The sequence below is a fragment of the Pseudolactococcus reticulitermitis genome (genome assembly GCF_002260845.1).
GTDB lineage: Bacteria > Bacillota > Bacilli > Lactobacillales > Streptococcaceae > Pseudolactococcus > Pseudolactococcus reticulitermitis.
In genome coordinates this window covers 343462-356309 of record NZ_BEDT01000001.1, presented here as the reverse complement: position 1 = coordinate 356309, position 12848 = coordinate 343462, and the positions used below count along the sequence as shown (strand labels likewise).

Genomic DNA, 12848 nt, shown 5'->3' with positions numbered 1-12848 from the left:
AAATCAAATGTGTTAAGCTAATTTTAGCATGATATAGAAACGTTTAAATAACAAAAGGGGAAGCCATGAGTCAAAAAATCAGGCAAGATGACAACAGATATAATAGATATAAAATACTCACTATTCTAACCATCATTCTTGCGATTATACTGGTTGTATCGTATGAAACGTCACTTGTTACCTGTCTCAAAAAAGGAATTAGGCGTAGTAGATCTGAAAGTATCACAAGGGTTAAAGAGAAATTAATATCAGATAAACTTGACTTGATAAGTATGCAAAATGGTCGTGAAATTAAGCTGACGAAACTTGTCGCTACCAAAAAGAAATTGCTATTTAACTATCAATTTAAGCTTGATGATGACAGATTGAAAGCCTTGTTAGACAAGCAGCTTGCTAACGGTTCAAACTATCAAGATATTTCATTCTCTCTTTTTTCGTCTAATGACAGGACCAATAATTTAGTTGAGAAAGGTCTTATGACCTCTACTTTTCGAATTAAAGGTAACACCTTTTATGGCACAGTTGGCGCTACTTTCAATTCAGACCAACTATCAGATGATACCAATTTGACACTTCAAATTTCAAAGTTAGCTTGGGATGAACATCAGCCAGCTGGAGTTGAGCCATCAAAAGCAGGGAGCTCATCCACAGTGCCGACAACACTACAATATGACGGAGATTGGCATTTTGATATTATCTATCAGCCGTTAGTCCATACGGCTAAGCCTCAGATTATGCAGGTGAAAAATATTGAAGATATCAAGGCTGATAGTGATGTGCTCCAAACAACTGTCAAATTTACGGCGGCTTTCAAGAAAGACGAGGCGCCTGAATTGGAAATCTATAAAGATGGTGTTAAAGTTGACACGTCAAGTTTTATCGCTCAGCCACAAGGGGATAAGATGGCATTTGAGCTATCATTTGACATGAGTAAGTTAGATAAAACATCAGTTTACAAGATGCAAGTGAACAGTGTCAATGCAACTGGGCAAGAAAAAACAGAGATTGGCGCTTTCTCAATGAAGCACAAATTATCATAAGCATCTTTAGAGATAGAAAGAACGTGATTCAAATTAAAACATTCTGTTGTTAGAAGGATAGGATGTTTTTTTGATATTCAGCAATATTCTAAAAGCCGAACATTGGAGACGACATTATAAGTAAAAATCAGTAAAAAAAGGCAATCTGAGTGTTTTTTGATATAATGTAAAGTAATCATGAAGAAAACGGAGACGCATCGTGGTAAAATCTGATATTGAAATCGCTCAAGCTTCACCTATGACAGCCATTACGGACATTGCGACAAAAGCTGGTATTTCCAGTGATGATATTGAACAATACGGCAAATATAAAGCTAAGATTACCTTTGAGGCACTCGATAAGTTGCAACAAAATGACAATGGTAAATTAATTCTGGTGACAGCCATCAATCCAACCCCAGCAGGGGAAGGCAAGTCAACCGTCACGATTGGCTTAGGGGATGCACTCAAACAACTCGGGCACCAAGCCATGATTGCCTTGCGTGAACCGTCTCTTGGCCCAGTCATGGGTATCAAGGGTGGGGCTGCAGGTGGTGGCTATGCCCAAGTTTTACCGATGGAAGATATTAACCTCCATTTTACAGGCGACTTGCATGCGATTACGACGGCTAATAACGCCATCGCTGCGCTTTTAGATAACCATATCCACCAAGGCAACGCCCTGAATATCGACCCACGCCGTGTCATTTGGAAGCGGGTGGTCGACCTCAACGACCGTGAACTCCGTCAGATTATTGCTGGACTTGGCTCGCCCGTGAACGGTGTGCCACGTGAAGATGGCTTTGATATTACCGTTGCCAGTGAAATCATGGCGGTCTTTTGCCTCGCGACCTCTATTGAGAACCTCAAAGCACGGCTGGCTAAAATCGTTGTGGCTTATACCTATGACCGCATGCCTGTAACCGTTGGCGACCTCGAAATTCAAGGGGCGATTACCGTTTTACTCAAAGACGCCCTCAAACCTAACCTCGTGCAAACGATTGAGGGGACACCAGCCTTTGTTCATGGCGGGCCATTTGCCAATATCGCCCATGGCTGTAACAGCGTGCTTGCGACGACAGCCGCTCTGAAAGCAGCTGATTTCACGGTCACTGAGGCGGGATTTGGCGCTGACCTCGGCGGCGAGAAATTCCTGGACATCAAAACACGCGAACTCCCTAAACATCCAGATGCCGTTGTCATCGTCGCAACCGTTCGTGCGCTTAAAATGAATGGTGGCGTGGCGAAGGCTGATTTAGCAGCGGAAAATACGTCTGCACTACGAGCAGGATTTGCAAATCTCAATCGACATATTGACAATATCCAAGGCTATGGATTACCGGTAGTCGTTGCGATTAATGAATTTGTGACCGATACGGCAGAAGAAATCGCCATTCTTTCGGAATTATTAACGGCTAAAAATGTTGATTTTTCACTCACACAAGTCTGGGCCAAAGGGGGGGCTGGCGGTTTAGATCTGGCTGAAAAAGTTGTCAAAGCAACTGAAAAATCGTCTGATTTCCATTACTTATATGAGTTAGAAGCCTCAATTCCTGAAAAAATTGAAACGATTGTGACCAAAATCTATGGTGGTGCTTCAGTCACTTTGACCAAGAAAGCCCAAACACAAATCGCGACCTTTGAACGCAATGGCTGGGACAAGCTACCGATTTGTATGGCTAAGACCCAATATAGTTTTTCAGACGACCAAAATTTACTGGGCGCACCTGAAGGCTTTGATATCACCATTCGGGAACTTGTTCCCAAGCTTGGTGCTGGCTTTATTGTCGCATTGACAGGGGATATTATGACCATGCCGGGCTTGCCGAAGAAACCAGCAGCGCTGAATATGGATGTGGACAATGCGGGTCACATTTCGGGTTTATTCTGATTAAACATGACAATTTAATGACAGGCTTGTCAGGTGGGTGACAATTTGACAAGTCAGTTAAGAGATGATGAAAACGCCTTTTGGGGCGTTTTTTTGTGGTACAATGCTACTTATGTTGAAAAAAAGAAATAACAAAATCAAACTCATCTTAACAGCTTTTGTGGTCGTATCAGCTGGATTTGGCCTATCGGCTAAAGCGGATGAGATAACAGCGCATCAGTTAAACCTACAAGATAACTTAACGCAACACCAACCAAAACCTAACCTAGATTACTTCATGGGACTGGCGAATGATAAAAGGGTCGAAAAAGAACAAGTAACCGTTAAAAAAACAGTCCATGAAGCTGAAAAAGCAACCGTTCCGCCACCTGCACCTGTTAAAACACGTGAAGAAAAACTCGTTGCAACAGCTAATCGCTATCAAGGTGTGCCTTACGTTTATGGTGGGACAACGCCTGACGGTTTTGACTGTTCTGGCTTTACCTCTTATGTCTATCGTGAAGCTTTAGGGCAAGAAATCGGTCGGATGACTTGGAATCAGATGGCTGTAGGTCAGCAAATCTCAGTTGATGACGCTAAGGTCGGGGATCTCCTCGTTTTCTTCGGTGGTAACCATGTCGGGATTTATCTCGGAAACGGCCAGTTTATCCATGCACCACAACCGGGTGATATAGTGAGTGTGTCGTCACTTGCGACCATGCCTGCAGACTTTGCGCTTCGTTTCTGAGCATATTTAAAATTTATAATTAATTCAGCATCTGCAAAAGCAGATGTTTTTTGAAATTATAAAAAATACAACTTTTTTAATAATATTTATGTTTTTATGATACAATATAAGCATGAAAAAAGTAAAATATGGTATTGTATCTACAGCGCAAGTTGCCCCCAGATTTATAGAAGGTGTGCGCCTAACAGATAATGGGGAAGTCGCTGCGGTTTCAAGCCGTACCTTGGAAGCGGCACAAACATTTGCAAGGCAACATAACATTCCTAAAGCTTACGGAAGCCACACTGAGCTTTATGCGGATCCAGAGCTGGAGGTGATTTATATCGCGACTTATAATAAAGGTCATTTTCCGGAAGCCAAACAAGCCTTGTTAGCAGGGAAGCATGTCTTGCTCGAAAAACCGTTTACCCTGACTTTAGCGGAAGCTGAGGCGCTTTTTAAGATTGCGCATGAAAGAAATTTGTTTTTGATGGAAGCGCAAAAATCAGTTTTCCTGCCTGTCACACAGCTCGTTAAAGAAGTCGTGCAATCTAACGAAATCGGAGACATTCTGGCCGTCGACAGCGTGACAGCCTATGCCAGCATAGAGCACATTAGTTGGTTTAACGACCTGGAAGCTGGCGGCGGCACGGTGCATTTCATGCTGCCCTATGCCCTCAGTTACTTGCAATATATTTTTGACGCGACAATAACGGATTATTCAGGCATCTCTGATATGGCAAATGGTACATCAGATACGCAGGCCAAAGTGCTGTTAAAACTTGACAACGGTGTCTTAGTCAACATCTTTTTAACGACCAAAGTTGGTTTAGATAAAGTCATGACCATTCAGGGGACGAAAGGTAAGCTCGTCATTCCAGAATTTTGGCGGGCTAAAACGGCAACGGTCCAATTTTTAGATGGTGGTTTCAAACGCCAGCTCCATGCTGACTTTGAGAGTGATTTTGTTGATGAAGTCCAGCATGTCAATGAGCTGATTCTTTCAGGAGCACGCCTTAGTCCTAAAATGACAGCAGATATGACCTTGTCTGGTGTGAAGATTATGGAAAATCTGTACCAATCTTGGCAGTAAGTTAAACAGATGTCAAGGCAATTAATTTTAAAAATCTGTGAGCAATCACGGATTTTTTTCGTATAAGAAAGTGAGAGGTTATCATGCTAGTTGCACTGAATGAAACAGAAAAAATCGTCAATTTATTAGAGCTTGCCAGTCCTGACCTTGCTAACTTGGCAGGGCAGTTTTTACGCTGTCCCGCCTGTAAAAGTCAGGTACGTTTGAAAAATGGGCGTGTCAAAATACCCCATTTTGCGCATGTGAGTTTGGCGACTTGTCAGCATTATTCAGAAAATGAAAGTCTGCAACACTTGACCTTGAAAAAACGCTTATATCATTGGTTCAAGCAGACAGAAAGTGTCCAAATCGAACAGTTTTTACCAGCCTTACAGCAGACGCCTGACTTATTAGTCAATGAGACGATTGCTATCGAAATTCAGTGCAGTGCTTTGTCTATTCAACGCTTGAAAGAGCGGACAGAAACCTATCGGGTACATGGCTACACCGTGCTCTGGCTCATGGGAAAGGATTTGTGGCTAGGGCAGCATTTGACGACACTCAAACGACAGTTGCTCTATTTTTCGCAAAATGCTGGGTTTTATGATTGGGAACTGGACTTGGCGCGTGAAAAATTGCGCTTAAAGTATTTATGCCATGAAGATTTGACAGGTCGCTTGCATTATTTAAAGCGCGAGTTTCCTTTTGATGAGGGCAATTTACTGCAAGTACTTAGAACACCTTTTGCGCCGACATCAGCAACATTAACACCTCAATTATCACAAGATATACCGAACTTTATCGCGCGTCAGCTCTATTATCAAAGCCCTAAATGGTTAAAAATTCAAGAAAAGTATTATCAAAATGGGCAAAATGTGATGACTATCAAAGATTTCCCCATCAAGTTATATCCGATTGGCTTAAATATCTTAACCCACCAATTCGAAGGCGTTATCAAGCCTGACTTTTGTCAAATTACAGCAGATATCGACGTCTATTACCACCATTTTCTGGCGTATCCTCAGCATGATCGTGTCTATCCGCCGGGATTTTATGCCCAAGTTGTTAAGGATTAATAGGGTGTATCTATTACTATTTTATGCTAAAATAGAAAGAAATACAGGTGTAAATAGGAGCTAAAATGGTAAAAAAACGTGAAGCAATCGATGAAAAATATCAATGGGACTTGACCACAATTTTCGCGACAGATGAGGTGTTTGAGGTTGAACTCGCAGATGTTTTAGCTGCGCTAGAAGATGCGAGAGCATTGGCGGGTACGTTGACAGAATCAGCTAAAAATTTATTAGCTGTCACTGAAACAGAGTTGGCACTCATGCAGCGGGTTGAAAAACTCTATGTCTATGCGTCAATGAAACACGACCAAGACACAACAGTTAGCCGTTATCAAGAATATCAAGCGAAAGTAACAGCACTCTCTGCTAAATTCAGTGAAGTTTTTGCTTTCTATGAACCTGAATTTATGACACTTTCGCAAGAAATTTTTGCACAATTTGTTATTGACCTACCTAAATTACAGACCTATGGCCACTTCTTTGAGCAGTTATTTGACAGAAAAGCGCACGTTTTATCAAGCGCAGAAGAAGCGCTATTAGCAGGGGCATCAGAAATTTTCGGTGCAGGTGCTGAGACTTTTGAAATCTTAGATAATGCAGATATTATCTTTCCAACGATTAGGGATGCGCAAGGTCAGAAAGTTCAGCTGTCACATGGGAATTATATTTCTTTCATGGAATCGTCTAACCGTGAGGTCAGAAAAGCAGCCTATCAAGCGCTTTATAGTATCTATGAACAATATCAGCATACCTATGCCAAGACCCTGCAAACTAATGTTAAAGTTCATAATTTTACAGCTAAAACACGCCATTATCACTCAGCGCGTGAAGCAGCCTTGTCTAGCAACCATATCCCAGAAACTGTTTATGATACCCTAGTTCAAGCGGTCAATGATCATCTCCCGTTGCTTCATCGTTATATCAAACTTCGCACGGACATTCTGAAAATTGATGACCTGAAAATGTATGATGTCTACGCCCCTTTATCCACGACAGATTATAAATTTACCTATGAAGCAGCAGTTGAAAAAACGCAAGATACCCTCGCCATTTTCGGACCAGATTACCTGAATAAAGTTAAACGTAGCTTTAAAGAAAATTGGATTGATGTTCAAGAAAATAAAGGTAAACGTTCAGGTGCTTATTCAGGTGGTTCTTACGACACCAACGCCTTCATGCTCCTCAACTGGCAGGATACCCTAGATAATCTTTTCACACTCGTTCACGAGATGGGGCACAGCATGCACAGTAGTTTCACCCGCGAAAGCCAGCCCTATGTCTACGGAGATTACAGCATTTTTCTCGCTGAAATTGCCTCGACAACGAATGAAAATATCCTCACAGAAACCTTGCTCCATGACGTTGAGGATGATGCGACGCGGTTCGCTGTGCTCAACCATTTCTTGGATGGCTTTAGAGGCACTGTGTTTAGACAAACACAGTTCGCCGAGTTTGAGCATGCCATTCATGAGGCGGATGCGGCAGGCACTGTCTTAACCAGCGAGTTCTTAAACCAACTTTATGCGGAGTTGAATGAAAAATACTATGGTTTAACGGCGAGTGACAATCCAGAAATCCAGTATGAATGGGCTAGAATTCCGCATTTCTACTATAATTACTATGTTTTCCAATACGCGACTGGCTTTGCTGCAGCGTCAGCTTTGGCAGATAAGATTGTCAATGGGACAGCACAAGATAAGGCAAATTATCTGACTTACTTGCGTGCGGGGGCATCAGATTATCCCTTAGATGTGATTGCCAAAGCGGGTGTTGATATGACGTCAGCCGATTATCTCAACGCTGCTTTTGCAGTTTTTGAAAAACGATTGACAGAATTAGAAACATTGGTGGCGAAACATGGTTAAGAGTTATAACGAATATTCCAATCATAATATGCGCAGACCGGTTGTCAAGCCTGAAATCGTTGCCTTGATGCGGGGCGAGCAGAAAGCTTTAACTGGCTTTTTAGCAGAGGTTGAAGCCTTTGCCCATGCTGAAAATATTCCGGTTATCCCGCATGAAACGGTAGTTCATTTTCAATTTTTGTTACAGGCACTCCAACCGAAGAGAATCCTAGAGGTTGGGACAGCGATTGGCTTTTCTGCACTCTTGATGGCGCAAGCCTCACCAGACGCAAAAATCACGACCATTGAGCGCAATCCAGAGATGGCGGCTTTAGCGCGTGAAAATGTAGCCAAATATGATAAAAAGCAGCAAATCGAAGTGATCGAGGGCGATGCTGTTGATGTGCTAGCTGGTCTGCCAGATGGGTACGATTTTGCCTTTATGGACTCTGCCAAGTCGAAATATATCGTTTTCTTACCAGAGATTTTGAAGCGGTTATCGGTCGGCGGTATTGTCGTGATCGATGATGTCTTTCAAGGCGGCGATGTGGCGAAACCTATCGAAGAAGTCAAGCGTAATCAGCGTGGCATTTATCGTGGCTTGCATCTCTTATTTGACGCAACCCTGACGCATCCAGACTTGACTGCTACTCTTGTCCCATTGGGCGATGGTTTGCTGATGATTCGAAAAAATGCTGAGCAGATTGATTTAGGTTAATTTAAGGTTTCTATCAAAATTTGTGGTATAATGGTGGAGGTTGTTGAGGTTTCGCCTTAACAAAACAGGAACACCAGAATATGAAAGGTAATAATATTTTGAATATTAAAAAAATTGGTTTGGTCGCAGTCACAGGATTTGCGGCTGTGACACTTGCAGCGTGTGGTCAAAATGGTGCGAACTCTGACATCGTGACGATGAAAGGTGACACGATTCGTGTGTCGGATCTTTATAAAGAGGCGAAATCGTATCCCGCAACAGGAACAGCGACCTTGCTCCAAAACATGACGTTCAATAAAATTTTTGAAAAAGAATTTGGTAAGAAAGTTTCTGAAAAAGCAGTCAATCAAGAATTCGATACCCAAAAAGCATCATATGGTTCAAATTTTGCAGCCGCTTTACAACAAGCAGGCTATACGGAAGCTTCTTATAAAACTTCTATTCGCTCACAACTTTTACTTAAAGAAGTTGTGACAAGCAAAATCAAATTCACAGATGCGGAATACAAAGCAGCATTTGAGACTTACCATCCAACAGTTGATGCTTATGTTTTGTCAGAAACAACAGAAGATGCGGCTAAAAAATTAGTGGAAGACGCTAAAAATGATGCAGCTGCATTTGATAAAACTGCTAAAGAGAAGAATGCAGAGATGAAATTCGACTCGGCTAATGCGAAAATACCAACAGAAGTTAAAACGGCAGCCTTCAAGTTAAAAGATGGTGAAGTATCTGCTGAGCCGATTGCAGTCAGTAATACACAAACGGGTACAAAATCTTTTTATGTCGTGAAAATGGTTAAGAACGCTGATAAAGGCACCGACTGGAAGACATATAAAAAAGAACTCAAAGCCATCATCACAACAAATAAACAAAATGATGCGACCTTTGTGAATGGTATCATTGCAAACTATTTGAAAGACTACAATGTTAAAGTGAAACCAAAAGAGTTTTCAAATATCTTTTCTTCTTATGAAGCAGCTGTAACAAGCTCATCATCATCTAAATCAAAATAAAAGAATCAAGTGATACAGAGAGACAGCAGTGGTGAGAACTGTCAGACTTGAGAAGTGCTGATAGCAGAGTTCCCTGCTCTATCAAACAAGTTGAGACGATACTTTATCGTGAATGAGGGTGGTACCGCGTTTGAGCGCCCCTTGCTTACGATGAAGTGTTTTTTGATTTATTGTTAAAAACTTCACATGTTTTAGGAGGTAGCGAAATGGTACAGTATCAAATCAAACAAAAATTTTGGTCACTCGGTGGCAAATTTAAAATCAAGGATAATGCTGGCAACTTGGCTTACTATGTTCAAGGGAGCTTTCTGAAAATCCCGAAACAGTTTATCATTAGCAAGCCTGATGGGACACAGGTCTCTCATATCAAGAAAGTGATGTTTCAGATTTTACCCAAGTTTGATGTGACCTTGGCAGACGGCTCAGTTTTTCGGATTGCCAAAGAGTTGACTTTGTTTAAACCGCGTTATCGGATTGAACATTTTGGTCTAGAAGTTCAGGGGAATTTCTGGGATATGGACTTTGAACTTCGGCATAATGGCGTGCCGGTGGCACAAATTTCGCAAGAGTGGTTTAAAATCAATTCGACTTATCATATTGATGTCTATGATGACCAGTATGCGGATGCTGTGATTTCTCTAGTCATCGCCATTGACTACGTTAAAGCACAGCAAGCTGCAGCCTCATCGGCTTCCTCTAGCAATTAAAAATAGAAAGAAAATAAACCTCACATGAAAAAAATGACCTCACAAGAAGTACGTCAAATGTTCCTTGATTTCTTTAAGTCTAAAGGACATACAATTGAGCCCTCTGTTAGCTTGGTTCCTGTCAATGATCCAACCTTGCTTTGGATTAACTCAGGCGTTGCCACCCTTAAAAAATATTTTGACGGTTCAGTAATTCCTGAAAATCCGCGGATTACCAACGCCCAAAAAGCGATTCGGACCAACGATATTGAAAACGTTGGGAAGACGGCGCGTCATCATACCATGTTTGAAATGCTTGGGAACTTCTCAATCGGGGATTATTTCCGTAAAGAGGCGATTGAATGGGGCTTTGAACTCTTAACAAGTCCTGAGTGGTATGGCTTTCCAGTCGAGAAACTCTACATGACTTACTATCCAGCCGACCAAGATTCATATAACCGTTGGCTTGAAGTTGGGGTGTCGCCTGACCACTTGATTCCAATCGAAGATAACTTCTGGGAAATTGGTGCTGGGCCAAGTGGTCCAGATACTGAGATTTTCTTCGACCGTGGCGAAGCTTTCGACCCTGAAAATGTCGGCATTAAATTATTAGCCGAAGATATCGAAAATGACCGGTATATCGAAATCTGGAACATTGTGCTGAGCCAATTTAACGCAGATCCAAGCGTGCCACGTAGCGAGTACAAAGAATTACCCCATAAAAATATTGATACGGGCATGGGGCTTGAGCGGATGGTTGCGGTCATTCAAGGGGCGCATACTAACTTTGAGACCGATTTGTTCATGCCGATTATTCGTCAAATTGAGCAATTGTCTGGTAAAACTTATGACCCTTACGGGGACAATATGAGCTTTAAAGTCATCGCTGACCATATTCGCTCACTTTCATTTGCTATTGGTGATGGCGCCTTGCCAGGTAACGAAGGCCGTGGTTACGTCTTGCGTCGTCTGCTGCGTCGTGCCGTCATGCACGGTCGCAAACTTGGCATTACAGATACTTTCTTGTATAAACTGGTTAAAATCGTTGGCGACATCATGCAATCTTACTATCCAGAAGTTCTGGAAAAACGCGAGTTCATCGAAAAAATTGTCAAACGTGAGGAGGAAACTTTTGCACGGACGATTGATGCGGGTAGCAAACTCTTTGACGATGTTATCGGCAAACTGAAAGCGGCAAACCAAACACGGCTTGATGGTGCTGACATCTTCAAGCTCTACGATACTTACGGTTTTCCAGTGGAATTGACTGAGGAGTTGGCAGAAGATGCTGGTTTCACCATTGACCATGCTGGTTTCGAAGCAGCTATGAAAGCCCAACAAGACCGTGCGCGTGCCGCAGTCGTTAAAGGTGGCTCAATGAACAAGCAGTCTGAGGTGCTGACTGCCCTAGAGGATGCGTCAACTTTCTCTTATACAGAAAAAACGCTTGCTTCAAGACTGACTGCTATTGTTCAAGACGATCAGCGCGTGAAAACGGCTAAAGGTACAGCCCAAGTGGTCTTTTCCGAAACGCCGTTTTACGCGGAAATGGGTGGTCAGGTCGCTGACCACGGTGTGATTTTGGATGCCGCAGGTGAGGTGGTCGCGAACGTGACGGATGTGCAGAAAGCGCCGAACGGTCAGCCTTTGCATACGGTTGAGATTTTGACTGAACTCTTTGAAGGCGAAATTTACACGCTTGCTATCGATCAAAAACGTCGCAATGGTGTCATCAAAAATCATACAGCAACACACTTGCTCCATGCGGCTTTGCACAATATCTTAGGAGAGCATGCGACACAAGCTGGTTCGCTCAATGAAGTTGACTTTTTACGCTTTGACTTCACGCATTTCGCCGCTGTGACGGTTGATGAATTGGCAGAAATCGAGCGTCAAGTTAATGAAGAAATCTGGAACGCCATTGATGTCTTGACCGTTGAGACAGATGTGGCGACCGCTAAAGAAATGGGTGCCATGGCGCTCTTCGGCGAAAAATATGGTAAGGTTGTCCGTGTTGTGACGATTGGCGATTATTCAGTTGAGCTTTGTGGCGGGACGCACGTTGCCAACACCAGCGAGATTGGTCTATTCAAGATTGTCAAAGAAGAGGGGATTGGTTCTGGCACACGTCGTATCATGGCGGTCACAGGTCAACAAGCCTTTGAAGCCTTCAAAGCACAAGAAGCGATTTTGAAAGACGTGCAAGCCTTGGTCAAATCGCCACAGGCCAGCCAAACCGTTGCGAAAGTTGAAAACTTGCAAGCTGAACTCAAATCAGCTCAAAAAGAAGTCGAAAGCCTATCAGCTAAAATCGCCTCAGCCCAGTCTGGCGAAATCTTCCAAAATGTGCAAACGGCTAACGGCACAAGCTTTATCGCAGCCAAAGTGACAGCCACAGACGCAGGTGCTTTGCGCAACCTAGCGGACATTTGGAAACAAAAAAATAGCTCAGATGTTTTGGTGCTTGTTGCTCAAATTGGCGAAAAAGCTAATCTATTAGTTGCCAGTCAATCTAGCGCTATTAAAGCAGGTAATCTAGTTAAAGCACTCGCGCCATTTATTGATGGTCGCGGAGGTGGTAAACCAGATATGGCCATGGCTGGTGGGACAAAACCAGCTGGTATTGCTGACTTGCTTGAAAATGTTGGGGCGAATTTGTAAGCATTATTGATACGAAACGGATAAGAAACAGTCGAGAGGCTGTTTTTTTGATACTTAGGGATGCGTCAAAGATATGACAGTTGTCATCGGTCACGCATTTCCAGTCATTTAGGCAATGAGTTCACTAGTGATTCAAAAAAATGAAAACGTTTTATTTTTTTCTTA

10 protein-coding genes are annotated in these 12848 nt (G+C 42.6%); all 10 read left to right on the top strand.

Features of this window, described 5'->3' with window-relative positions:
• Window positions 1-65 precede the first annotated feature (65 nt).
• The 10 genes from RsY01_RS01650 (at window position 66) to alaS (ending at window position 12683) form a co-directional block, all read left to right on the top strand.
• The gene (locus RsY01_RS01650) at window positions 66-1040 is read left to right on the top strand and encodes a hypothetical protein (protein WP_133063183.1); all 975 of its coding nucleotides are present in this window, start codon (window positions 66-68) and stop codon (window positions 1038-1040) included.
• A 199-nt stretch (window positions 1041-1239) separates the two neighbouring features.
• Complete coding sequence (locus tag RsY01_RS01645) at window positions 1240-2910, top strand: formate--tetrahydrofolate ligase (protein WP_094783823.1); 1671 nt, start codon at window positions 1240-1242, stop codon at window positions 2908-2910.
• A 112-nt stretch (window positions 2911-3022) separates the two neighbouring features.
• Window positions 3023-3637, top strand: coding sequence for a C40 family peptidase (locus tag RsY01_RS01640; RefSeq protein WP_238594930.1), 615 nt, complete (start codon window positions 3023-3025; stop codon window positions 3635-3637).
• Between the two features lie 112 nt (window positions 3638-3749).
• Window positions 3750-4709, top strand: coding sequence for a Gfo/Idh/MocA family protein (locus RsY01_RS01635; RefSeq protein WP_094783821.1), 960 nt, complete (start codon window positions 3750-3752; stop codon window positions 4707-4709).
• An 83-nt stretch (window positions 4710-4792) separates the two neighbouring features.
• Window positions 4793-5764 carry a competence protein CoiA gene (locus tag RsY01_RS01630; RefSeq protein ID WP_094783820.1) on the top strand — a complete coding sequence of 324 codons (972 nt, stop codon included), beginning with the start codon at window positions 4793-4795 and terminating at the stop codon, window positions 5762-5764.
• A 65-nt stretch (window positions 5765-5829) separates the two neighbouring features.
• Window positions 5830-7626, top strand: a complete 1797-nt coding sequence (gene pepF / locus RsY01_RS01625) for an oligoendopeptidase F (RefSeq protein WP_094783819.1) — start codon at window positions 5830-5832, stop codon at window positions 7624-7626.
• Window positions 7619-8323, top strand: a complete 705-nt coding sequence (locus RsY01_RS01620) for an O-methyltransferase (RefSeq protein WP_094783818.1) — start codon at window positions 7619-7621, stop codon at window positions 8321-8323. Before pepF ends, RsY01_RS01620 begins: the two co-directional genes overlap by 8 nt.
• An 80-nt stretch (window positions 8324-8403) precedes the next feature.
• Window positions 8404-9336 carry a peptidylprolyl isomerase PrsA gene (locus tag RsY01_RS01615; protein WP_094783817.1) on the top strand — a complete coding sequence of 311 codons (933 nt, stop codon included), beginning with the start codon at window positions 8404-8406 and terminating at the stop codon, window positions 9334-9336.
• 206 nt (window positions 9337-9542) lie between these two features.
• Window positions 9543-10043, top strand: coding sequence for an LURP-one-related/scramblase family protein (locus tag RsY01_RS01610; RefSeq protein WP_094783816.1), 501 nt, complete (start codon window positions 9543-9545; stop codon window positions 10041-10043).
• A gap of 24 nt (window positions 10044-10067) precedes the next feature.
• Entirely contained in the window at window positions 10068-12683 is a 2616-nt protein-coding gene (alaS, locus tag RsY01_RS01605; RefSeq protein WP_094783815.1) for an alanine--tRNA ligase, read from the top strand.
• Window positions 12684-12848 lie beyond the last annotated feature (165 nt).